Source organism: Streptacidiphilus pinicola, from assembly GCF_003258295.1.
GTDB lineage: Bacteria > Actinomycetota > Actinomycetes > Streptomycetales > Streptomycetaceae > Streptacidiphilus > Streptacidiphilus pinicola.
On sequence record NZ_QKYN01000053.1, the window covers coordinates 5538 to 28134 of the forward strand.

At 68.0% G+C, this 22597-nt stretch carries 21 protein-coding genes and 1 pseudogene; 8 read left to right on the forward strand and 14 right to left on the reverse strand.

The window, feature by feature from the left end; genetic code table 11:
- Positions 1-176 precede the first annotated feature (176 nt).
- A complete protein-coding gene (cmoA, locus tag DN069_RS13645) occupies positions 177-908 on the reverse strand; it encodes a carboxy-S-adenosyl-L-methionine synthase CmoA (protein ID WP_111501222.1) in 732 nt (243 codons plus the stop codon).
- A 12-nt stretch (positions 909-920) separates the two neighbouring features.
- Positions 921-2765, reverse strand: a complete 1845-nt coding sequence (locus DN069_RS13650; RefSeq protein ID WP_111501223.1) for a TOMM precursor leader peptide-binding protein — start codon at positions 2763-2765, stop codon at positions 921-923.
- A 261-nt stretch (positions 2766-3026) separates the two neighbouring features.
- On the opposite strand from DN069_RS13650, the gene DN069_RS39390 reads away from it, so the two are divergent.
- The gene (locus DN069_RS39390) at positions 3027-3248 is read left to right on the forward strand and encodes a hypothetical protein (RefSeq protein ID WP_133259916.1); all 222 of its coding nucleotides are present in this window, start codon (positions 3027-3029) and stop codon (positions 3246-3248) included.
- Positions 3249-3251: 3 nt separating this feature from the next.
- Here DN069_RS39390 and lexA read toward each other — a convergent pair whose 3' ends face one another.
- Complete coding sequence (gene lexA, locus DN069_RS13655; RefSeq protein ID WP_111501224.1) at positions 3252-3917, reverse strand: transcriptional repressor LexA; 666 nt, start codon at positions 3915-3917, stop codon at positions 3252-3254.
- Between the two features lie 87 nt (positions 3918-4004).
- Here lexA and DN069_RS13660 point away from each other — a divergent pair.
- A pseudogene (locus DN069_RS13660) lies at positions 4005-4343 on the forward strand (DUF3710 domain-containing protein); the annotation flags it as partial.
- Positions 4344-4913: 570 nt separating this feature from the next.
- On the opposite strand, the gene DN069_RS13665 reads toward DN069_RS13660, so the two are convergent.
- The 7 genes from DN069_RS13665 to DN069_RS13695 form a co-directional block, all read right to left on the reverse strand.
- Positions 4914-6284, reverse strand: coding sequence for a helix-turn-helix domain-containing protein (locus tag DN069_RS13665; protein ID WP_111501226.1), 1371 nt, complete (start codon positions 6282-6284; stop codon positions 4914-4916).
- 193 nt (positions 6285-6477) lie between these two features.
- A complete protein-coding gene (locus tag DN069_RS13670) occupies positions 6478-6945 on the reverse strand; it encodes a hypothetical protein (RefSeq protein WP_111501227.1) in 468 nt (155 codons plus the stop codon).
- Positions 6946-7311: 366 nt separating this feature from the next.
- Complete coding sequence (locus DN069_RS41530) at positions 7312-8406, reverse strand: hypothetical protein (RefSeq protein WP_243639191.1); 1095 nt, start codon at positions 8404-8406, stop codon at positions 7312-7314.
- Positions 8399-9289 (reverse strand): ParA family protein, encoded by an 891-nt coding sequence (locus tag DN069_RS13680; RefSeq protein WP_341538468.1) that lies wholly within the window; start codon positions 9287-9289, stop codon positions 8399-8401. The genes DN069_RS41530 and DN069_RS13680 overlap by 8 nt, the downstream gene beginning before the upstream one ends.
- Positions 9290-11176: 1887 nt before the next feature.
- Positions 11177-11974, reverse strand: a complete 798-nt coding sequence (locus DN069_RS13685; protein ID WP_111501229.1) for a hypothetical protein — start codon at positions 11972-11974, stop codon at positions 11177-11179.
- 50 nt (positions 11975-12024) lie between these two features.
- Positions 12025-12447 carry a hypothetical protein gene (locus DN069_RS13690; RefSeq protein ID WP_111501230.1) on the reverse strand — a complete coding sequence of 141 codons (423 nt, stop codon included), beginning with the start codon at positions 12445-12447 and terminating at the stop codon, positions 12025-12027.
- A 76-nt stretch (positions 12448-12523) separates the two neighbouring features.
- Complete coding sequence (locus DN069_RS13695) at positions 12524-12859, reverse strand: hypothetical protein (protein WP_111501231.1); 336 nt, start codon at positions 12857-12859, stop codon at positions 12524-12526.
- Positions 12860-13151: 292 nt separating this feature from the next.
- Between DN069_RS13695 and DN069_RS13700 the strand changes: the two genes are divergently transcribed.
- Positions 13152-14465 (forward strand): hypothetical protein, encoded by a 1314-nt coding sequence (locus DN069_RS13700; RefSeq protein ID WP_111501232.1) that lies wholly within the window; start codon positions 13152-13154, stop codon positions 14463-14465.
- Positions 14466-14795: 330 nt separating this feature from the next.
- On the opposite strand, the gene DN069_RS13705 is transcribed toward DN069_RS13700, so the two are convergent.
- Together DN069_RS13705 and DN069_RS13710 are read right to left on the reverse strand one after the other, a co-directional pair.
- On the reverse strand, positions 14796-15203 hold the full coding sequence (locus DN069_RS13705) for a hypothetical protein (RefSeq protein WP_111501233.1): 408 nt from the start codon (positions 15201-15203) through the stop codon (positions 14796-14798).
- Positions 15204-15314: 111 nt separating this feature from the next.
- Complete coding sequence (locus DN069_RS13710) at positions 15315-15545, reverse strand: hypothetical protein (RefSeq protein WP_111501234.1); 231 nt, start codon at positions 15543-15545, stop codon at positions 15315-15317.
- A 102-nt stretch (positions 15546-15647) separates the two neighbouring features.
- Here DN069_RS13710 and DN069_RS13715 point away from each other — a divergent pair, with 102 nt between their 5' ends.
- From DN069_RS13715 to DN069_RS13725, 3 genes are read left to right on the forward strand one after another with little or no spacing between them, the layout of a single operon-like run.
- Entirely contained in the window at positions 15648-15974 is a 327-nt protein-coding gene (locus DN069_RS13715; protein ID WP_111501235.1) for a PadR family transcriptional regulator, read from the forward strand.
- Positions 15971-16327 carry a DUF1048 domain-containing protein gene (locus DN069_RS13720; protein WP_111501236.1) on the forward strand — a complete coding sequence of 119 codons (357 nt, stop codon included), beginning with the start codon at positions 15971-15973 and terminating at the stop codon, positions 16325-16327. Before DN069_RS13715 ends, DN069_RS13720 begins: the two co-directional genes overlap by 4 nt.
- Before the next feature lies 1 nt (position 16328).
- On the forward strand, positions 16329-16655 hold the full coding sequence (locus DN069_RS13725) for a DUF1048 domain-containing protein (RefSeq protein ID WP_111501237.1): 327 nt from the start codon (positions 16329-16331) through the stop codon (positions 16653-16655).
- 39 nt (positions 16656-16694) lie between these two features.
- Here DN069_RS13725 and DN069_RS13730 read toward each other — a convergent pair whose 3' ends face one another.
- Entirely contained in the window at positions 16695-17168 is a 474-nt protein-coding gene (locus tag DN069_RS13730) for a hypothetical protein (protein WP_111501238.1), read from the reverse strand.
- Positions 17169-17308: 140 nt separating this feature from the next.
- Between DN069_RS13730 and DN069_RS13735 the strand changes: the two genes are divergently transcribed.
- A complete protein-coding gene (locus DN069_RS13735) occupies positions 17309-18208 on the forward strand; it encodes an alpha/beta fold hydrolase (protein WP_243639194.1) in 900 nt (299 codons plus the stop codon).
- Between the two features lie 259 nt (positions 18209-18467).
- Positions 18468-19499, forward strand: coding sequence for a L,D-transpeptidase (locus DN069_RS13740; protein ID WP_207892149.1), 1032 nt, complete (start codon positions 18468-18470; stop codon positions 19497-19499).
- Between the two features lie 1673 nt (positions 19500-21172).
- On the opposite strand, the gene DN069_RS13750 is transcribed toward DN069_RS13740, so the two are convergent.
- The gene (locus DN069_RS13750; protein ID WP_243639195.1) at positions 21173-22486 is read right to left on the reverse strand and encodes a YhgE/Pip domain-containing protein; all 1314 of its coding nucleotides are present in this window, start codon (positions 22484-22486) and stop codon (positions 21173-21175) included.
- Between the last annotated feature and the right edge of the window lie 111 nt (positions 22487-22597).

The window sequence follows — 22597 nt, forward strand, 5'->3', positions numbered from 1 at the left end:
AGTTGTGGACCATGATGGAATCCGTCTTGACGACGGGCTTCTTGACGATCTTCAGCATCTGGTTCACCTCCTTTCGGAGTGTGCTTGGCCTCGGACCGCTTCTCAGTTGTGGACCATGATGGAGTCCGTCTTGACGACGGGCTTCTTGACGATCTTCAGCATCTGGTTCACCTCCCTCAGAATTCGATTGCGCTCTTGAAGCCGGCGATGAGGGCAAAGTTCAGGACTTTGATCACGCAGCCGACCTCGTTGAACCCGGCGTCGCGCAACAGTTCCTCGTTCTCGGAGACCGAGAGAGGAATGAGGACGTTTTCGATGTCCTCGCGCTTGCGCGCTATCTCCAGGTCCGAATAACCCTGCTCGCGCTTGAACTCATGGTGTATCGAAATGAGGCGCCGGGTCAGGGACGAGTCGTCTTCGATCACCTTCTCCATGAGGACGAGCACCCCTCCGGGCCTGACGGCCCGACTCAGGGCGGTCAGGATGCTCTTGCGCCGGAGCGGCCTGATGAACTGGAGGGTGAGATTGAGGAGCACAACATCGGCGGGCGGAAACTCGACCACTTCGCAGACATCCGCGCAGTAGAGGTCGACCCTCGTTTCCGGCTCGAATGGCGCCAGCCGCTGGCGTGCCTGCTCGATCATGGGCGCGGAGTTGTCGTAGCCGATGAGGTGGGTTCCGGGGAACTTCCTGGCCAGGACCTCCATGGACGTTCCCGTCGCGCATCCGAGGTCGAGGACTGTTCCCACTGGGCCGGGAATGCTCCGAACAATGCGGTCCAGGCTCTCCTGCATGATGTCGTAGCCGGGCACGCTGCGCTGGACCATGTCATCGAATACCGCTGCCACGCGACTGTTGAAGGAGAAGTCCGCAGGCACATGCTTTTCTAGGTAGATTGTGTCTAGCATTTCAGCGCTCCACTACTTCGTTTCCGGAAGCATCAGGTCGAGCAGAAGGAAGTACGGGACCCGCATCGACTTCTCCAACAGGATCTCGGGGGCGTCGGCCTGGACCGTCGGCGCAGGCTCGTGGTATCCGAGCAGGGCAAACCCGGCGGAGAGGAACGCGTTGACGTAGGTGGTCGCGGTCCGCTTGAAGGTGACGGTCCGCTCCACGGTCGTCTCCCCGTGCGCATCCTCACGCGACTTCGCTATCGGACCTTCCGAGAAGTAGTGGCCGGTGACGGAGAAGTCGTCGTAGCGCCACCGGCGTCCGTCCCACTTCTTCAGCCAGCCCCCGCTGTCCTTGAAGGGATGGGGAACGGCGATGATCGCCCGCCCACCGGGCCTGAGTGAGCCTCGGATGGCGTCGATCGCGCCGTCGAGGTCCTCGACCCAGTCCAGGACGTTGAGGCAGAGCACCAGGTCGTTGGTCTGGCTGCGCGGGATCTCGTCGATGCCGGCGAGGCGGTACTCGATCCCTGCGTCCGCGGTCCGCTCGTTCGCGGTCCGCAGCATCGCCGGCTCGATGTCCACAGCGGTGACCCCGTAGCCGAGCGCGCCGAGCATCCTGGAGTTCTCGCCGGTCCCGCATCCGATGTCCAGAGCCCGCTGGCCGTCGCCGGCAGCGGACACGAGACGGGCTATCAGCGGATCGAGGAGCAGCGAGTTGAAGGACGCCTCCGCCCGCTCCGCGGCGTACTGCTCCGCGATCGCCGGCAGCTGGTCCAGCGAAGCCGCAGGAACCGGCGTCGCGGACACCGGCCCCGCCGAGGAGCAGGTGGGGCAGTCGGCCCTGCGCTGGTAGTGCTCCTCCGTGGCCTCATAGGTGGCGAAGTCGATGGCCTGCCTGGTGCCCATCGTCCGGGTCGGGAGCCCGGTCAGGTACCGGATCGCCTCATTGACCTGGACGGACGCGACGTAGAAGTTCAACGGGCCGAAGCTGGGAGCCTGCCGCTTGGGATTGAGCTGGCGGAGCGAGGAGGCGTCACCGCGCAACTCGCCGAAGATGGCGTGCTCGTTCCGGCTGCATTCGTAGCACGCCGTCTCACCCGGGACTACCAGGGGCCCGACCACGGCGTACCCCTCGATGTACCCGGCCGTGGAGTACGGGATCCCGAGCGCCACCGCCTTTGACGAGATCCATTCATGAATCTCACGGGGCGTATCGGCGGAGAGCACGATGAAATCGCAGTCAGCGAAGTAGTTCGAGACCAGGTCCGCGTTGTCGAACCCGAGCGGAACGGGCGTCACCTTCACTTCCGAGTTGATTTCTCGCAGCCTCGCCGCGGCCACCTCGACCTTGAGTTGGCCCACCGCCCCCTCGGAGTAGAGGGTCTGGCGGGTCAGGTTGGACAACTCCACGGTGTCCCCGTCGGAGATCACCATGTGCCCCACGCCCGCCGCGGCGAGCAGCGTTGCGACGTTGCTCCCGATCCCACCCGTTCCGATGAGGCCCACAGTGGACTGCGAAAGCTTGTGCTGGGCGTCCGCCGGGTCGATGCCCTGCGACTGGAAGTAGAGGTGATGCCTGGAGTACCTGGAGTCCGGATCAGGGAGCGCCCGGACAAGGAATCCGGCCTCCCGGAGCTCCTCGGTCACGGTGGCCGAATCCTCCGCACCCAGGCCGCGGTCCATGAGCCAGCGCTGCGCCTCGGCGAGTGTCCGCTCCCCGCTGAGGAAGGCGATGAAGTCAGGCAAGTATTCCGGGAAGTCCTCGATCACCGCGGCGTGAGGAGGCAGCCCACCCACGTGGATATCGCCGTCAACCTGCCACGCTGACAGGTAGGGAGCGAACTGGAATACCTGTGCTGGGTCCTGCGACACGCCCAACCTCCATTGACTGATTGTCGAACATCCCGTCTTTCTGAGCTCGAAGAGGATGCTGAACAAACATTAGGAGCCGGGCTTATCGATGGGTTATGGAAGGGTTACCCTCACGTCACCGCGGTTGCGCCGGGGCCGCGCCTCGCCTGCCATCCTGCGTTCGTGGCCCGTCGGCCCCTCCCGCCGGCGACGGCTCGATCCAGCGTCAGGCGTGCTCCACCGCGCGCCTCGTCGGTGTCTTGCGGCCCATCCGAGCGCGCCTTGCGTCGGCACGGCGGCCGCCGTCGTCCCGGCCGGCCCCCGCTGCGGAAACTGAACGGGCTGTTCGACGCGGCACGCCTCGGTGCCCTTGTTGAGATCGCGGTCGAGCCTGCACCCGAGAGCCATCAGGGGCCGGTGCTGTCGGAGAACGGGGACGATCTCATCGCGGCGCTCGCGAAGCAGGCGGAGGCCGGACGCCGGCTGGGCCAGGTCGTCCGCTGAGGACTACACCTTCCGCAGCACGGCGACGACCGTGCCGAGGATCAGGGCGCCCTTCGCCGGGATGGGCTCGTAGTTGCCGTTGGCGGGCACGAGCCAGGAGCCGCCGCGGCCGCCGTGGTGGAGCCGCTTGACGGTGGCTTCGGTCTCGTCGACCAGGGCGGCGACGATGTCGCCGTGGTCGGCGGCCTGGGTGGCGCGGACGACGACGGTGTCGCCGTCGAGGATCCGCGCGCCGGTCATCGAGTCCCCACACACCTTGAGTGCGAAGAACGGGCCGGCCGCTGGCAACAGCGTCGGCGGGACAGGGAGCAACTCCTCGACGTGCTCTTCGGCGGTGATGGGGACGCCGGCCGCGATCTGCCCCACCAAGGGCACCAGTACCGGCGCGGTCGGCTCGCCCTCCTCGGCCGCGAGCGCGGTGTCGTCGCCGCCCATAAGGTCGGTGAGGACGTAGACGCGGGGGCGGTGGGGGTCGCGTTGCAGGTAGCCGGCGCGCTCGAGGGGCCGGCCCGCGGCCACGCAGGTACCTGCGGATCGTAAGGCGGCTGACCCCGTACCAGGAGGCCTTGCTACAGATGACGTTGCGGCGCAGCACGGCCGGGTCGGTCTTCGGCTCGCCGCGGGTCGCGTCGTGCAACGCGATGGCGACGAGGAACACGAGCTGCTCACGTGAGGTAGTCGGGATCGGCTACGCCCAGCAGGCCCGCTGCCGGGTCGGGTGGCTGCAAGTCATGTTCTGATGCGAGCGCGTCACAACCAGAAGGCCTTTGGGACGGAGTGCGGTCGGAGCTTGCAGCGAGCATCGAAGAGCAGGGTGGCACGGCGACTCAGGAGTTCCACGAGCTCGGCATCGGACTGCGCGCCCACGTCCCGGTGGTGAGGCATGGCACCAGGCGCTTCGAGGTGGTCAGATTCGTGGGCTGCGACGGGCCTGGATGGCTGCTGCGGGGTGTTCTGACCGGAGCTGCCGTGAACAACTTGCAGGCCGCTCTTGAACTCGAACGAATCTTCCTGGACACGGTCGTCGTCAGAGGCACCGTCGATCTGCGTCCCAGGGATCAGCTTCTGTTGACGCCGTCTCAGCACACGGACTGAACAACTCCCCTATAGGGCTGACGGTCGGCGGTGTGCCCGTCCCGAAAGCATCGGTTCGGCCGCCATGCTTGGCTGAACACGATGGCCCCGGTGCCCGCGATGGGTGGCCGGGGGCGTTCGGCCTGCCAGCCTTCAGGGCTACGGTGCCGCTTCGTTGAGGACCTCTAGGCTGCACTGGTTCGGATCCTCGGTCGGCTTGTTGGTCTTGCACCATGCGTTGATCTCGGCAAGGCAGTCGGTCGAACTTGCAGTGTCAACCTGACTGGCACAGGTCGGCGCAGCCGACCGGGTGGGATGGCTTGGTCCGTGGATGACTAGAACGAGCGCAATGCACAGCCCGACGGCGCATACGACACCAAGTCGTAGGACTTGGCTCTTAGTGGTCGGCACAAACAGAAGCACGTAGGTCTCCCATGAAGTCCCTAGTCGGGGCGAGCGTCGCGTGATCATACGGGGGCGGCTTTGCCAGGCGGCAAGTGGTGTCTCGCTGTCCCTCGCAGGGGTCTGCGCGAGCTTGTCGCCCTTTCAGGGTGCGTAGGCCGACCAGCCGCTGACCTCTAGCGCGCCGCGTCATCCCACCCGAGCTCTGCCGCCCGCTCCCGGCCCTTCCGGCGCGGGGGACCGAACGGCTGCCCACTGGGCTCGCATTTGCGCCCGCAGTGTCGCACTGCGGGCGAACGCGCCGGCGTGTGCGCGATGCCGGCCTTTCACCATCCCCGCCCACCGGGATCCGGTGTCATCGACGGCGATGTCGATAACTGGATAGACCGGGACGAGGTGGTCGGATGCGAGCCGCTGCTGGTCGAGGTCCCGCCAACGATCGAGGGCCTCGGCGAACGCGCGCTGCGCGCAGTAGGCGTCCCAGCGCTCCTCGAGAAGTCGGTCACCACCGAAGTCCGGAATCCGCGCGGCTTCTTCCTCAAAGCGTGGCAGGTCGACAGGGGCTTTGGCTGCGCCACGCACGGGGACCCAGTCCACGGGTAGGTCGGTGCGCTGGGCGGGGCGGCTCAGGTGCGCTGCGAGGAAGCCCAGGGGACGGTGCACAGCCTGCAGAGCGCCGAGGGTGCGCAGTTCGTTGACCAGCGGCTGGATGGAGGTGGCGTTGAGCAGCCGGTCGCGCAGCTGGAAGGCGAGGCGTCGCGGGCAGGCCTTGGCTAGCCACGGGACGCTGGACTTGATCTGCTCGGCGGCAGCGATCAGGTGGGCGAGCTTGGTGGGTGTGACCGCGGTCCAGCGGCGGGCGTGGTTCGGTTGGGGGGAGGGGGTGGTCTCGCGCGTGCGCGTGTAGTTATTTCCACCCTTGTGCCGAAACTTCTCACTACTTGAGAAACCACTGACAGAAGGGGGGCAACGCCGCTCGCGTACCGCTGCGGCACTCGTGGTCCGGGTGAGCTGGGACAGGGCGGTTTCGTAGGCGCGGCCGAGGGCGTCGACAGCGATCAGGCGGGCGGTGTAGCCGTGGCCGGTGGTGGTGCGGCCCATTGCGCGATCCCAGTACGGGGGCGCGACGGCGGCGAAGATGGTCGCGGTCGCCTTGTAGCCGGCGGGCCGCCCGGTGGGGTTCTTGGTGCGCAGGATGTTGCGGCGAGTGCCGTGCTCGACCCAGACCAGCAGACCCAGTTCGCGCAGGACGCGGGTGTGGTTGCGGACGGTGCTCAGGCTGAGGTTCAGCTCTGCGGCCAGGCGCTCGCGGGCGTAAGCCATGTGACCGTCGCGGTTGATCTTCGCGGCCAGCTTCTGGGCGACCGTGACGGTGGTGGCGGTGGCGCGCGGGTGGAGTCCTTGCGCGACGGCCCAGTTGACGGCGTGCAGGAAGTCGGCCGGGTGGCGCAGCTGGCGCGAGTCGGTGCTGCCGACCTCGTGCAGGGCGGGGTCCAGGACCAGCGGGAAGGCGGAGCGGTCCGATGGGAGGTGTACGTCGGTCTTGGGTTCGGGCAGCACTGAACTAGCCCTGCGGCTGGCGCTCAACGCGACTCCTGGCGCGGCAGAGAGGGAAAGAGGCAATAACAAACCGGCTGACCGGCGTAGATGGGCTGGTCAGTGGGTCCGGCGGTATGCGGTTGTGGGGCGGGCGCCTCCTCGGGGCGGTGGTTAAGGGGCTGGTTCTAGGGGGTCATGCGTGGCCGGCCCGGGTTCAGGCGGCGGTCATGGGCGGTCGCGGCTTGCGCGGCCGGGACGTGGGCAACTGGGCGAGGGTCTGCGGGACCTGGGCGATCCACTCCCCCAGGGGCAGCCGGAATGCGGTGCGGCCGCGTAGCTGGTCCAGTTCGAGGGCGGCGCGCTCCCCCGCTGTCGTCGCGAGCAGCGCGGCGTCCTGCAGGACCCACAGGACCGTCTCCGCGCTGGTGAGCGGATCGCTCATGGCCTCGCGGGCGGCGTTGACGGCGAGGGACTGCCACAGCTCCAGGCCGTGCTTCTCGCTGCGCACGCGGCGCTCGCCGGGCCAGACGAGCTGGGCCACGCAGGCGTAGACCTGGAGGGCGATGACGTCCTCCTCGGTGTACGGGGCGTGGATGATGCCGGCGTCGCGGGCCTTCCAGGCCCAGGACTGGCTGACGTGGGCCGCATTGGCCACGGCGTAGGCGGACAGTGTGGCGGCCATCGCGCTCCTTCCCTCAGGTCACAGGTGTTGCAGCGTCACAGTACCGCAGAACACCCCTAATTCTTCTCTCGGCACGAGAGAATCACCCACCTGATTGAGGAGGCCATGCCGCTGAATGTCCGTATTTTGGCGGGGTCTGAGCTCTCTTGGCGACACTGCTTGTTCTATCGCCAAGGAGACAGTTGGCGAGTTGGTCCGTTCGGCCGATAGAGGGATCGACAGTCAGTCAGTTCGTTAGGCCGCAAGGTTTAGCGCTGCACTCATCACTGCATGGACAAAAACACCGATGGGTGCAGCCATCGATCTATCGATGACTGCACCCATCGGTATATGCCCAGGCCACCGGCCTGGGCTCTCAGCACGGGATCAGCGGCCGGGGAGCTCCGGACGCTGCAACGCGCCGCCGCCGTCCAGCGCGCCCAGGAACGACTCGATCGACGCCGACACCACGTAGATGCCCTTGCGCCCGTAGTCGGCCTCCTGCAGGCCCACGTTCATGTCCGACACCCACGCTGAGGCCTGTGGCCCCACACGGTACGTCGACTGCTTCCCGGCCTCCACGATGCCCATACGCGCCGTCAGGAACTCCTGGGCGAGAGCGATCTGCTCCTCCACGTCCGTCGGGGTGTGGCGAAGCACCGCGTCGAGATAGTGGCTGATGGCCAGCTTCGGGTTGCCGGTGCTGCGCCGGTCCGCGTTGATCCGGGTCTTCAGCAAGGTGAGTATCTCTGGCACGATCCGGAAGCCGTGCAGCTTCCAACTGCGGGACTGGATCGTGGCACTGGCGAAGCTCTCCAGCACCGCCTGGTGGGACCAGTGCGTCTGGCCCGCGCTGCGGCGCACCGCGGACGGCGGCCGTCTCCGAGGGGCCACCTTGGGCGCGGGTTCCACCACGGCCGGCACGGCCGGCGCATCTGCGGCCTGCGGCGCCATCGCGGCCGCCGGGGCCTCCGCGATGGCGGGCGAGGGAAGCTCCTCTGCCGGCGCCGGCGCGCGGGGCGCGGTGACTGGGGCGACGCGGCTGGGCTCCGGGGACAACTCGGGTACGGGCGGCGCGGTTTGCGGCCTCGGCGCAACCGGTGCGACCGGTGCGACCGTTGCGACCGTCGCCTCGGGGACGGTCACGGCCGCGACGGGGGCCGGCTTCGCCACTGGCTGCGCCGCGGGCTCCTCGAGGACCGCCGGGGCCGCCACTGCAACCACGGGAGCGAGACTCGGCCCCGTGTCCTGCCCGCCCCCGTCCTGCTCGCCCGGGGCGCGCTCCGGGGCGGGGGCCCGCACAGGCGGCGCGGCGGCCGCCGTGTCAACTTCCGCGGCGGCGAAGGTCGATCCCGCGCTCGCGGCCTCCCGGGCGCCCGGGGCGGGCCCGGACGCGATGAAGGAGGCCGCGACCACCTCGTCGGCGTTCGCGACGACGTTCGCGAAGACGTTGGGGCGCTTCTTGGGACGACGCTCAGACACCGATCTCCTCCGTCGCCGGGGCTGGCGCCGGGGCGATCCGCCACTGGTCCACGGCGCTGTCCATCCGTACCAGCATCTCCTGCAGCAAGGCGGCGTACTGCTGGCCTGGGGCATGGTTGGTGTGCGTCAGCACGGCCGGGATACCCATCCCGTAGGCCTTCGAGATGAACTCACTGGTCCGGATGTCCGCGACGAAGGGCAGCAGGCCGGCGTCCACGACACCGGAACGCACCTCGATCTCCTGCTCCTTCCACTTCGACGGCGGGCTGGTCTTGTTCAAGATCACACCGAGGTACTGCGGGTTGCACTCCCCCTCGGTGTTCTTGCTGACGAACTTCACCGAACCCGCCAGCGTGACCGCACCCTTGACCGTGGCGTACTCCGGATAGCACAGCGTCACGATCCAGTCGCCCGCCGCCCAGCCCACGGCTGCCAGCGCGTTGATCGCCGGCGGCACATCCACGATCGCGTAGTCGTACTGGTCGGCCACCGTCGCCAGCATGCGGCGAAGTATCGGCGTCGCCTTGTACCCCTCGGCCCCGACCAGGTTCTGCGCCGTGCTCATCGAGCCCTCATTGCACGCCAGCAGGTGCAGCGCCCCGCCGTACTCCTGGAACTCACCCATCAGGTGGCTGCGATCGAAGATCAGGTCATTGAGGTCCAGCTCGATGCCCTGCAACCGCGCCTGCAGCGCCCAGCCCAGCGAGCGCCCCGACTCGGAGATCGGCAGGTTCACCCCCACCGCGGTCCCGGCCTGCGCCTGGGGGTCGAGATCCACGATGAGGACCCGCTTGCCCATCAGCGCCAAGCCGGCGGCCATGTTCACGGTGGTGGTGGTCTTGCCGACCCCACCCTTCTGGTTCGCCACCGTGATGACTCTCATGACCTGCGCTCCTCCCATACCCCTGGCTCGGCCGACGCAAGAACAATCCACACCCGAACGATCCGCCACCGGCTGTTTCTTGTCCGGTTTTGTCGCACTTGAGTGCTGCCAGGTTGGCCGCACTCGCGAGATCATTGTTCTCTTGTCAGTCGATTTTTCAGGCATGAAGATAACAGGTGGGGCCACCGTTAGGTGGGACGCCTCGCGCAATTCCTGCGCCTCCCCAAGGCCGAAGACACCCGAAAGGTCCCTGCGAACGGGCTCAGGCTAGGTGCCCTGCGGGCTCAATGTTGTTCCATTGACAGGACGTTGAAGTGCCCACTTCCCGCAAGGGAGAAGCGGCCGGACACCGCCTGCGCGGCTTGGACCGCTTCTTTGAAAAGTTCTCTCGTCGGCGCGCCGTGCTCGCGCCCGCCGCTGAGTGGCGCTCTCCGTCGTCCCGCGGGCCGGTGTGTGCCCGTCGGTCGCAGGGGCGGTGGTCGAAGCAGCGGTCTGCTGCGGGCGCAGGCGGGCAAGCAGGCTGACGGCGCGACGGGCGGACCGTCAGTCGGGTGGATCGCAGGGTCGTTCGAAGGACAGCCCGGTGAGCGGGCAGCCAGGGGCGTACATGGCGAGGCCGTCCGGTCGGGCGTCACATCGCCAGTGGGAGCGATGAGAAGACAGGAACCAAGCCCGACCGGCAGTCGGTCGGCTCGTTCGAGCGGCAGATGGGCGGAGCAGCCGGTGAGCCGCTAGGCAGCCGGGTCGGTCCATCGGCCGTCAGGCTGCTGCAGGACGAGGCCGACAGGAAGTCCGGCCGCACAGCGGTTCGCGCGACAGTGGCATCCAGGAGCGGTTCGTCAGGCAGGCGCGTAGACCGTGGGCGCGTCGGTTGGTCAAGTGAGCCGTCAGCGTGTCGAGCAGTGCGTCAGCCAGCAAGGTAGCCAGGCAGGCCGCTCGGCAGGGAGCTAGCAAGGCGGGGCGGGAGTCAGATCAGCGGGAAGCAGGTTCGTCGGTGGGACGAGCAGCTCGATTGCGCGGCCGATCGCCTGACGGGCAGTCCAATGGGCTGTCAGTTCGTGGGTCAGCTGAATAGGCCGTCTGGCAGCAAGGCGGATCGTCAGCGGCATCGGCAGGGACGTCGGCAGAGGGGCAGGCGGCAAGACGGGCAGATCGACCGTCAGACCTATGAGCAGGCCGGTCGGTCAACACGGAGCTGAACAGCTGGCTGCGCAGGTGGGCAGGTGGGCAGATCCATCGCTAAGCAGTCAGCTAGTCCTATGGCAAGGTGCATCGTAAGTTATAGCGGTACAGCTATAGATGCAGTGCGCGGTATGTCTAACGTTTGAAGTAAGAAGACACGTAAAGCAATGTCTGACGATGCATGACTACCTAGCTTCACCGCTGCACCTATCGATCTCTGTATCAACTTATGCAAAGCTCTAGTCCTAGAAACATCTATCGTTATACCGAGCGAGGGGAAGCTGCTCCCGAGCCTTCCCCGTGGCTCGGAGCATCGAAGCATCCATCGTCGCACTCATCGTTATATCTCCATGTCAAAGGCAAGATTTGCGCGAGAGCGAAGGTGACGGGCCATGGGAGAACTCGGGGGGCTGACTCCGGACTCCGCGCTCACCGACCCTCACGCCAGCGCAGACAACGAGGTAGTTCCCCAGTGCGGTTGCACGTCCTGACATGGGCCACAGGGCTCGCCCGAGAAGCTGTCGGGAAGGCTTCGGAAGCGCCTCTGGGCGGGGCCACAATCCCGCATCTTCCACGCCCATACGCGGCGCAGGACCACGTGATCCGGGGCGTCACGAGCCAACAGAGATGGCGCCTGAGAACCCGGAGAGGCGAAGTGCTCGGGCCTCTCCAAGTGGTCGCGGACCGACCCGAGTGGCCCGCCTATCAACGGCTTTGCGCAACCGTGGCGCGGTCAACTGCGAGCCATTGGATGCTCGACGGCGGCCTTCGGCACGTCCAATTGCTGCGGTCAGGCCTCCTTGGACGCGATGTGGAGCTCTCCGGGAGGCCCGATTGTCCCCACGTGTCTGGGATTGAGAGGCCGAGTCGCATGGTGATCGGCCCGCTGTGACCTTCGGTGGCAGGCAAGATCCGGCAGGCGGCGGCGACCGATCCGAAGGTGATCGCCTCCGCCCAGGCGAGTCGGCGGATGGCCTGCTCGGGGCTGGCGGCCGTATCGCCGTCGTTGACGCTGCCGCTCACCTGAGTGGAGCTGTTGGGGTCCAGCGACACCATCAGCTGCAAGCCGGGGTCGCTCGGGTCGTCCACGGCGACACCGTTGAACCGCAAGTTCACGTTCTGCGGATCGTTGGTGCCGTTTGTCACCGTGGCCGTGAACTCGTCGGTGCCGTTTCCGTCGCTGAGGCAGTCGGTCACCTTCGCGCCCACGCCCGGCACACCGCTGAACGTGGCGGAGCAACTGGCCAGGACGCCGCCGCCGAGCACCACTACCCCAAACGCCGCACCAATCACCACCCCGGCCTTCCCGGCTGTCGGCAGGCGGTCGAACCAGGTGCTGCGGGGGATGACCGGCGGCTGCCAGCCGCACGGCTGCGCCTGCGGCTTGGGCAGCCACCACGTGGGCCGGCCCCGACCGGGGTCCTGCTGGAAACCTGCGAAGAGAGACGGCTGATCAACACGCTCGTCTTGGGTGCCCAAGGTGGGGGTCCTGTCGGTGGTCATGGCTGAGCCCGGACACCGTGGGCCGGGCGGGGTGTTGAGCGACGGGAGTCTCAACGGGGCAGGTAGTTGCGGTCATGGGCGGCAGCGATGTCCGCCAGGCTCGCGCCGTTGCTGACGCGCCACATCTGCGGGCCGTTGAAGCCGCTGCCGCGCTGCTTGCGTCGTTCGGCGTGTTCCGGCATCGCCAGTGCGTAAATGCTGGCCGCGAGGCCCGACAGGGAGTGCATCTCCGGCGTGATGCCGGGGATGATCTGAGCGCCGCCCCAGCGCAGCACATAGGCACCCCGGGGGCCGGGCAGCCACACCGCGGTGGCGTGGTAGGGGTTCTCCTCCAACCACAGCGAGAACAGGTCGGGGCGGTCGACATCGATCATGTCGGTGGTGCCGTCGAGGCGGAGCACGGTCCCGGCGGGCAGCAGGTTGTCGTCGCGGAGCACATCGACGCACAGCGGGCTGCGGGTGGGATTCGTCATAGTTGGGCTTGGGTCTCCTTGGTCGTGGGAGCGCCCGGCCGCACGGAACGGGCAGGGCACCGGGATGACGGTGGGGTCAGTACGTCAGGTCGGCCCGCTGCTCCACGGTCGGCGTGAAGACCTTGCCTTCGGTCGTGTACCGCAGCCGTCCGAACGTGGGCAGCCCGACCGCGCGCGCGGCCACCTCCACGTTCTGGGGGTTGACGGGCTCCGCTCCGAGGATGGCTCGGCCCACAGCAGCGGCCTCGTACAAACCGGATCCGATGAGCACGTGGTACTGGAGCAAGTTCACGGCGCTGCTGTGCGCCGGGGTAAGGGTGAGCGCAGCGGTGGCGAAGTCTGCGGCGGTGACCGGGTGCGGGCCGCCGCCTTCCTTGCGGTAGAGGACTGCCGCGGTGGTGATGTCGGCCATGGGATTCCTTTCATGGGCGCGCCCGGCCCACGGTGGCCGGGCGCAGGGCTGGGCTTGGGAGGGCTGGCTTCAACAAATCGTTGAACGATACCGCTATCGGTACGGCGGGTAAGGCGCGGGGTGCGCCAGGGGACAGGCGCTAAAACTCCGGCACCAAAGCGGGCCCATGGGAGCGCGTGCTGCCGCGGGCGGCAGCCGCGGGGCTGGCGAGGATCGACGATCCGGGTGACATCTTCTACCGATTCGCGCGGTGAACGATCTGACGCCGGCGTTCTTGGGGACGAGAGGTTCCATGAGCGAAGACCTGGTGCAGCCGCTCCCTGGATTTGCCGCCTTCTCGGAGCCTGCTGTCACGGAAACGCCGTCCGTCTCTCAGGCACTGCAGATGATCTACATCGGGGCGCAACTGAGCGGCCATCGATACCTGCTGGAGCCGGATGGCCTACGAGGCGCCAGCGTTGTGGGGGAGCTGGAGGTTCCCGTGGTTGCCGAGCTCGGAACCCGCGTCATCAGCATGCCCGAGTGCGCCGAGTATGTGGCCAGACGCCTTGGTGCCGACCCGGGGATCGTGACTGGCCTGAGCGCCGGCACATATCAACACGCCGGCGTGCGAGCAGATCTCTGGCAGGTACTGCGAGCAGGCCAAGATCTCGAAAGCGACCGCCAGGTCGCTGCGGTGGCTCTCTTGCGGGTAGCGCTTCAATCCACCACGGAGCACCAACTGCTGAGAGTCGTCGCGGCTTCAGAGCTGACCTGGTTGCAGAGCGAAGGGAGCCAACGACGAAGCGAGCGGACCGGCGCCGAGCCCGCAATCAGCAACACGCTCGACCTGGGTCTCACCTCCAACAGCGAGGACATTCGGCTGGTTGCCGACAACGCCCTGACCGGGATCCGGCAAGCGCGGGAGTCCTCGGCCGCGCAACCGTCGGCGGACGCCGCCGAGACCGAGGAGGAGGAAGAGCAGGAGAGCGCCACCTCTGCCGAAGGGGAGGAGCCCGCCAGCGGAGGTAACTCGCTGATCGTCCACGGCACCTGGGCGAACAAGGGGAAGACCAAGGAGTGGTGGCGCCCCTCCAGCGGCGCCTTCCACACGTACCTGTCAGGGCACCCGCTTGGCACTGGTCTCTACGCCGGTGACCAGCCCTTTGAATGGTCCGGCGACTTCGACGACTACCAGCGTGAGGTGGCCGGCAAGGCCCTGCGCTGGTGGATGGATTCCGAGTGCGGAGCGACCAATTTGAACGCGGCATTCGCCCACAGCCACGGTGGCACGGTGCTGCAGTGGGCGGTGGCCCATCGCGATCTGAGGCTCGGGCTCATGGTGGCTCTCGCATGCCCTGACTACCGCTGGAGCAACGCCGAATCCCGGTCCATCGCACAGAGGGTCGGCGTGGTGGTCTCCGTCCGGGCCAGGCATGACCCCGTGCTTCTCGCCGACCGCTGCAGGCACTTCCTCCGCCGGCGCAGCAAGGCCTTCAAGGGCGCCTACGATCTGCCGCTCAAGGGTGCCGGGCACTCAGACGTGCACGACGCTGCCCTGTGGGGGAAGCACAACGTCGCAGACAAGGTTCTCAACGCTGCGGCCGGTCTCGGATGGTCTCCCTAGGCGCTCCGTACCTCGCTGCCCGTCGGCGAGAAGGGATCGACGCTGTGGGGCGCGGATGCCTCGGGGGCGGCGGCGGTCCGCAGCGGCGAGGCCGTCTGCCTCCGCTCAGTGCGCCTGCCCGCCGGGGCTTGGGGCCGGTTCGGCCGACGCAGCCGCCGATCTCGACCTGCGCCTGCACCTGCCGTCGATCTCGTCGGGCTCCCCTTGCACGGGCAGGTCGGCGGGGGAGAGGTCGACTAGGGTGCCGAGCTCGTCTCCGCCCAGGCGACCGGGCATGCTTCGGGTGTGGCACAGCTGCGGGCCGAGAGGCGTCCATGCCCGTCAAGGCGCTCAGCCTGGGTGAGGGGCCAGGAAGCGGGTGTCCCAGGAGGCCAGCCGGTACATCTCCAGGACCTCGATCAGCAGCTCGCCGAGCTCGCCGTCGCCGGTGGGGTCGTCCGGGTCGCCGACGACCACCATCGGCGGGCCCTCCAGGCGCAGGTGGACCGCGAGGCGCCGGGCCGGGGCGTCGTCGATGTCGACGCCGTCGCGCAGCTCCCACACCTGGCCGGGGGCGGCCAGCACGAGTGGGTCGCCGTCGGTGGCGCGCTCGCAGGCCAGGCGTAGCGCGACGGGTTCGGGCAGCAGGTCCTGCTGCTGCAGCGTGGTGGCGATGCGGGTGAGGACGGCGGCGGCGTGTTCCGGGCCGAGGATCAGGTCCAGCGGCGCGGCCTGCCCGTGTCGGTCGTCTGTGCTCACGTCGTCGGCTCCTTCCGGTCTGGGGTGGGCGGGGTGAGCGTGCGGGGCAGCGGGTGCGGCGCGGAGGCTGTGCCTTTCATCCGTGTGCTCCTTCGAATGGATGCGAGGACGCTACAGGTGGTCCGGCCCGCTCATGTGGGCGGGCCGGACCGCGTGGGCGGTCAGCGCTGGCGAGCTGCTGGTCTCGAAGATGCGGGGGAGCTGTCCGGTCTGCGCGTAGGTCGAGCAGGCCAGCGAAATGGCGGTCGTTCCCTGGGAGATCTGGGGCTTGAGGCTGGACCAGAGCTTGGGGAAGACCAGCACGTTGATGCGGCCGGTGCCCAGGTCCGCCGTCGGTCGCAAGGCCGGGTCAGTGCTCGCCGCGTTGGCACCCCAGCTACTCAGTGATACTGTGTAGCAGTACTCGGTACCACACAGTACCGAGTGGTTGGAGGAGGAGTAGCGGTGGAGGATCTGACGGAGATGCTGAAGGGCACGCTCGAAGGATGCGTGCTCCAGATCATCGCCAGCGAGGAGACCTACGGGTACGCCATCACCCGCCAGCTGAACGAACTCGGCTTCGCCGACGTCGTCGAGGGGACGGTCTACACGATCCTGCTGCGCCTGGAACGCAACCGACTCGTCCAGGTGAGCAAGCGGCCCTCCGGGGTCGGGCCACCGCGAAAGTTCTACGCGCTCAACGAGGCCGGACGCGAGGAACTCAACAAGTTCTGGGCGAAGTGGCAGTACCTCTCATCACGCATCGACAAGCTCAAGGAGGGCGGGCGATGAACTTCTGGGAGACCATCACCGGCAGCGACCTCACCAGGGAATGGAAGGCGTTCGAAGCCCGGGCCGAAACCCTGCCGGACGACTACCGGGCGGCGTGGGACCAGATCAAGCACTACCTCATCCCCCAAGGGGACTTCACCGGCCGCAGCCTGATGCCGATCCTCGACGCCGCCCTCGGGCTGCTCGAAGAGACCGCGGCAGAAGGGCAGAGCGTCCAGGAAGTGCTCGGCGACGACGTCCAGGGCTTCTGCACGGCGCTGACCGGCGGGCACGGGGCCCGAACCTATCGCGACCGCTGGCGTGAGCAGTTGAACAGGAACGTCGCAAGGAAACTGAGCCGGCTGGGAGGCTGACGTGGGCATCCAGGACATCATCGAAGGCAAGAAGCAGTGGCGAGCGCACACGGCCCGGGTCAAGGCCCTCCCTGCGGACTATCGGATCGTCTACAAGGAGATGCAGAAGTACCTGTTCAAGGTCGGACCCGTCGACCTGCCCGACGGGCCCCTGCTCCCCGGAATCGTCGACTTCTTCGAAGAGGGCGTCGCCGCGGGTAAAGGAGTCCTGGAGCTCATCGGCAGCGACGTCGCCGCGTTCTGCGACGGCCTGATCCAGGACACACGCACCTACGCGGATGTCTACCAGGAATCCATCAGCGCGCAGCCCGGCACAGCTGACAAGTAGCACTGCCGCCCCACGCCAAACGGTGTAACAGGCGACCGGTCATGTGCGGGCCAGACTCGACCGGGCGGCGATCATGAAGGCGTCCTTGTGCTCTTCCAGGTGCTCGTTGACTTCCACATCGCCGGTCTCCCGCCAAACCGCCTGGTTGAGCGCGCGTCCGTAAGCACGGGCGGGGGCCTCCAGAGCTGGGTCGCACAGCAGGACGACCCCGCGGTCAGCCGTCCAAAGCTTGGTCATGACTGCCTGTGCCTCGGTCATCCAGCCGTCCTCGTCGGCACCCCACGGTTCCGGCCGGGAGTAGGCAGCCCGCTCGGCGAGCTGGGCACAGGCAAGGAACTCCTGGATCGCCTGGACCTGTTCGGCCCGGCGCGTCTCAGCCGTCGCGGCCGACCGTCGCCGCTCCTCGGCCCGGTCGGCCGACCGCTGGGCGGCACGCTGGGTGAACGCCGTCAGCGCCCCGCCCAGCGCCACACCCGCGAGCGAGAACGCCGAAACCCACAGTTCCCCCGCCATCCCGAACTCTTTCCCTGCAACCGGTCTTTGCGCCTCAGCGTGCACATCCTCCCGTATCGGCCGATCGCGGCGTCCTCCACCAGGCACGCCAGGCACGCCAGGCCCGCAGGCCCAGGCACCCCGAATCCGCGAGACCCAGGGTGCAGCCGAAGCTGCTGAACATCCGCTCTCGGAACGGAACTCGCAAACAAGGCCGTCACCCACACAGCCAGGCGGAACACATGACACACAACCGTGCTCCCTCAACCGACTCCAAGTGGACCGGCATGGTGTCGATCGACGACACGGCCCTCGCCGTCACCGACACCGGCGGCTCCGGCATCCCCGTGATCTACCTCAACGGCCAGTTCGCCACCCAGCGATACTGGCGACACGTCATCGCCGACCTCGGCCCACGGTGGCGGCACATCACCTACGACGAACGAGCCCGCGGCAGAAAGTCCCGACGTTCAGCGGACTACTCATTCGAGGCCGCCGTCCGAGACGTCGACGCCGTCCTCGCCGCCCGCGGCGTGGACCGGGCGCTGGTCGTGGGCTGGTCCTACGGAGCGTTCGTCGCCGCCCACTGGGCCAGCCGCAATCCGGACCGCGCCATCGGCGCCATCCTGGTCGACGGCGCACAGCCGTACGACTGGCTGACCGAAGACATGGAACAGGGCATCCGGAAAGCCTTTCGACGGTGGGCCTGGTTCATGCCGCTCCTGCGCCCGACGGGCCTGACGCCGCGGATGACTGCTGAACAGATGGCCAACAGCAACATCGAGCTCGGCGAGCTCGCCCGCGCGCACACACTGGGTCCCGTCCTTGACCACATCACCGTCCCCGCCCGGTATGTGGTCGCTTCGGGTGAGTCCTTCGGCAGCCAGGGCGGACACGAACAGATACGCACCAGCCTCCCCGCGGTGACCGAACGCAACCCGAACATCCAAATCAGTGCGAAAGTCCCCAGCAATCACGGTGCGATCCTGCGCAAGGACTTCCGCGCCGTCGCAGACGCTGTACGTGAGGTCGTCGCCCTCGACCACCTCAGGGATCCCTGAACGGCGAGGGCAAGATCCACTACGGCCGGGCGCCGGTCGAGGCCCCCCGGAGCAGACCCCGGCCCCGCTGGGCGGGCTGTTCGCCGCGGTGTGAGCGGCCCTGCGGCCAAGCGCACTGCTGTCACGTTCTGCATGACGGGTTCGCCCTCGGCAGCAGTGCGGTACCGCGAGACACAGTTGTTGCAAACGGCAGACAACCTGATGATCCCCCTGCGGCGTTCTAGCGGGTACTACCGAACTGCCTTCAGGGGGAACCGCCATGCTCGCCGTCTCGTCGTCACCTCGCCGCCCAGCCCGGAGCCGTGCCCACCTGCTGGGGGTCGGGCTGCTAGCCGCGGCTTGCGTCCTCGGCGTCGCGGGCTGCGGCACGAACAGCGCCACGCAGGCCGCCGCACCCGCCACGGCCACGCCCAATCCGTCCGCCGGGACCGCGACGCCCAGCGGCGGCGGGACGTCGAGCGCGAGCGGCTCGCCCTCCGCGGCTGCCCCGCGCGGCCCGGAGCCGGCCGTACTCGCCTCGGCGCGCCTCAACTTCGACGATGGCGCCAAGGTCGGTGTCGGCCTGCCGGTCTCGGTGACCTTCGACCGTCCGGTCTCCGACGACCAGCGGCGCGCCGTCGAGTCCTGGCTGCGGGTGACCACCTCCAGCGGCGTCACCGGCGCCTGGAGCTGGATCACCGACCGCACCCTGGGCCCCGGTCGGCGGGTGGACTTCCGGCCGGCGGCGTACTGGGCCCCGGGCACTACCGTCACAGTCGCCCTTGGCTCGCACGAGAGCCGGCACTTCACCGTCGCCCGCTCACTGATCGCCACCGTCGACCTCTCCACGCACCAGATGACCGTGGTCGACGACGGGACCACCAGCCACATCCCTGTCACCGCCGGGCGACCCGGCCTGGACACCTGGGAGGGCACCATGGTGGTGATGGACAAGTCCCCGGCCGTCTACATGAACTCACAGACCGTCGGCCTCGGCGACGCCTACCACGACTACTACTACTGGGCCTCGCACCTGACCGAGTCCGGCACCTACCTGCACCAGAACGCCCGCGCCGACATCTACGCGGGCAAGCAGAACGTCACCCACGGCTGCATCGGCCTGGCCGACGACGGCACCGCCAAGCGCTTCTACAACATGGTGATGGTCGGCGACGTCGTCACGGTCGTCGGCTCCTCCGCCAAGCCAGTGGTGGCCACCGGCAACGGTTACGGCGACTGGAACCGCTCCTGGTCCCAGTGGCTGGCGAACAGCACCCTGGGCGCGGTCAGCACGGCGGCCACACCCTCCTGACCGCCGGGCGACCTCGTCGAGGGCGGCCGTTCAGCCCCCGTGCGTGACGGTCCCGTTCGACATCGTCAACGCGACCAGGGACAGCGCAGTTCGTCCGGCGCGGCAGTCACCCGGTCCAGGGGAACCCGGTGAGGTCGGCGCGCAGGGCCGGGGCGATGGCGCCCGACCCTGCGCCGACTCCCCGGCGGCGAGCGCCGCCTGGGTGGTACGGCCCAGGGATAGCCGCAATGCCGCGTAGTGAGGACTTGAGACTCGTGCGCCAAGGGCCCTGAAAAGCAACGGAGCTCCCTGCTATGAACGGTGTCGACCAAGATCACTGGCTGGCTAGGAGCTCCGTTAGATGCTCAGTGGGGCCCGGGGTCGGCGTTCAGATGTCGCTGCGCTCGGCTTAGGCAGGCTGCTGTGCGGGTCTGGTCTTGACCTTCATCTGCAGGATCGGGGTGAGCAGGACCGGTCGGGTTGAAGGCGATCTCAATGTCCCTCGGATACCAGGGTAAGCTGCCCCGTTCGACGAACCCTGTGTGACCGTGGCGGGATCTGGCTGGGCGGAGCTTCTTGGCTACTGGATGACCGGACCGTTCAAGCGGAGCCCGTAGTCCAAGATCGGGTTGCGGGCACCTGGCGCGCTGATGTGCATGCTCGTGTAGCGGCCGCCGGTGAGGCCGCTGACCGTCACGGTGGCGGAATTTGACGTAGAGCCACCGACGGCGCAGTTCGGAACGCACGTGTTCTCTCGTAGCTGGCCGGTGGCGGTCGCGGTGGATCCTCCCCAGCCGGACCAGTTCAGGCTCTGCAGGGCCACGCCCCCGTCGCCGCAGGCCAGAACGAACTCTGCGGGCTGGCCGACCGGCTGCCCATCGCACCCGTAAATCACAACGTGGGTCGCCGCCGAGGGTGAGGGACCCTGCGAGCTCGGCGCGGCGTGGGGTGGGGTGGTGGTAGCGGTCACGGTCGGCTGTACCGGGTGCTCGCTCGTCGGCGGGGCCGAGATGTGCGCAGGCGATGCGGTGGCGGTGGCGCTCGGGGCGGGCGCGGCCTGGTGGGTGACAGTCGCAGTCACGGTGCGAGTCGGAGCCTTGACCGACTGGGAGGTGACACTGGACGAGCAGGCCGCGACTGCGGCCAAGGTGCCCGCCATCGCGACAGCGACCAATACACCTTTCACTTCTTCAGGCTAGGCCGAGCAGGGGGCGAAGGCGCTCATTGAATGCCGCCTGGGTTGCCCAGCTTCCTCAGTTGCTTGAAGGGACAACGGTGTGGGGAGCCGGAGCTGTTGCTCTCCGTCGTGCCCAGGGCGAGTGGCTTCGAAAGCGGTGCCGTAGGTTGTGGCCGTTCGGCAGGTCGCGTGGGCGGAGACGAGATGAAGACCGTGAGCGACTTCGTGCCGGTGCTGGGTGCACCAGTGCGGCAGGCGGAGGGCCCGCTGATCGAGGAGATCGGCAAGTCTTGGTCGGTCTCCCTGCCGGCGGACTTCGTGGAGATCGCGGGCGCCTACGGCGACACGGGCCGAAGCACTTCAAGAGCCGCGTCGCCCCGCTCAAGCCCGACGCGAAGACCGTCAAGGTTGGTGCTGGAATCCCTGGCGCAACTCTGTGCGGAGCTGGCCGTCGCGCCGCGCCGACGCCAAGGGCCAGGACGACGGGGACGACCGGGACGCGCTGCGCCGGGGCCGCCTAGCTCCCAGCTTCGGCTCCCGCCGCCATCCCGGTCCCCGCCTCCGACATCGGTTGCGGCGTCAGCCGCCTCAGCCCCTTGCGGTCGTAGTACTGCGTCATCGCGAAGCCGAAGATCAGCGCGAGCACGGCCCCGATGGCGATCATGGCCCAGGCGCGGTAAAGGCCGGCGTCGGCGCGGGCGTCGAAGTACAGGATCGAGCGCACGCCGCCGCTGAGCTGCCGCGCGGGTTCGAACGTCCCGAGGAAGCGGTAGACGGTCGGCGTCGCCTGCAGCGGGACGGTTGCACCGGAGGACGGTAGGGCCAGGGCGATGAAGACGAACATCGACACCAGCTGGCCGATGCCACCGAACGCCGCGTTGATGGCCTGGACGCCGAGGCCGATCGCGAGGCACGCGCAGTAGGAGAAGATCCACAGCAGCGGGATGTGCGAGGCTCCCATGCCCAGGATGGCAATGCAGGCCAGCATCACCGTCGAGGTGGTGAGCACCGTGATGCCGGCAGTCATCAGCATCTTCAGCAGCAGGGTCTGGGTTCGGTCGATCGGGACCGTAAGGCGGCGGGTGTGCCAGGGGCCTAGCTCGCTGTCGGCGTAGCCGAGCGCGCTGTCCACGCCGGAGCTGATCAGGTTGCCTCCGACGAAGCCGGCCAGGATCAGCAGCAAGGTGTAGTAGAACGCGGTCAGGCCCAGGCCGCTGTACTGGCCGATGGAGTGGCCCACCTGCGTGGTCACCGCCACCGGGTCGGCCAGCAGCAGGCGCGTGGTGGGGTCGGCGCCAGGCACCGCCGCGGTCAGCTGCTTGCCGATGGCCAGCGACGCCTGGTGGGCCGCGAACTGGTTGATCTGGGACGCCAGCGACGAGCCCAAGCTGCCCAGCCCCGGGTTGGTCAGGACCGTGATGGTCGGGCGCACCGAGGCCTGCGTCGTGGTGAGCGCCCCGACCGAGGCGGTGAAGTCCGGCGGGATCACCAGCGCCCCGTAGACCTTGCCCGAGGCCAGCATGCCCGGCGCCTCCGCTGGGCTGACCCTGTTCCACTGCACCGAGCCCGACGGCGAGCCCGCGACCACCGCCTGCGCCACCTGCGTGCCCAGGTTCTGCTGCTGGCCGGGCGGTGGGGCGCCGGTGTCGGCGTTGACCAGGGCGATCGGCAGGTGGTGGAGGTTGCCGTTCGGGTTCAGGATGCCGCCCATGTAGAGCAGCGCCAGGGACAGCGCGACCAGCGTGGCCAGGACGGAGGGGAACAGCCACAGCTTCGGACGGCGCACCAGCGCGGTGGCGCGCGCGAGGCCGAGGGGCTTGGCCGGGGGCACGGTCGTCACCGTAGTACGTCGCCGCAGGTGAAGCCAGGTGCGACACGTGCGAAGGTACCGTGGCGGAATATCGAACGACGGGATCGCAGGATGCGATGCAGATCCGATCCG

Excerpts from the sequence above, each read along its gene's own strand:
- DN069_RS13720 (WP_111501236.1), top strand. The coding sequence starts at position 15,971 with ATGAACTTCTGGGAGACCATCACCGGCAGCGACCTCACCAGGGAATGG.
- DN069_RS13700 (WP_111501232.1), top strand. The coding sequence starts at position 13,152 with ATGAGCGAAGACCTGGTGCAGCCGCTCCCTGGATTTGCCGCCTTCTCG.
- DN069_RS13685 (WP_111501229.1), bottom strand. The coding sequence starts at position 11,974 with ATGACCACCGACAGGACCCCCACCTTGGGCACCCAAGACGAGCGTGTT.
- DN069_RS13730 (WP_111501238.1), bottom strand. The coding sequence starts at position 17,168 with ATGGCGGGGGAACTGTGGGTTTCGGCGTTCTCGCTCGCGGGTGTGGCG.
- DN069_RS13670 (WP_111501227.1), bottom strand. The coding sequence starts at position 6,945 with ATGGCCGCCACACTGTCCGCCTACGCCGTGGCCAATGCGGCCCACGTC.
- DN069_RS13740 (WP_207892149.1), top strand. The coding sequence starts at position 18,468 with ATGCTCGCCGTCTCGTCGTCACCTCGCCGCCCAGCCCGGAGCCGTGCC.
- cmoA (WP_111501222.1), bottom strand. The coding sequence starts at position 908 with ATGCTAGACACAATCTACCTAGAAAAGCATGTGCCTGCGGACTTCTCC.
- DN069_RS13690 (WP_111501230.1), bottom strand. The coding sequence starts at position 12,447 with ATGACGAATCCCACCCGCAGCCCGCTGTGCGTCGATGTGCTCCGCGAC.
- DN069_RS13695 (WP_111501231.1), bottom strand. The coding sequence starts at position 12,859 with ATGGCCGACATCACCACCGCGGCAGTCCTCTACCGCAAGGAAGGCGGC.
- DN069_RS13680 (WP_341538468.1), bottom strand. The coding sequence starts at position 9,289 with ATGAGAGTCATCACGGTGGCGAACCAGAAGGGTGGGGTCGGCAAGACC.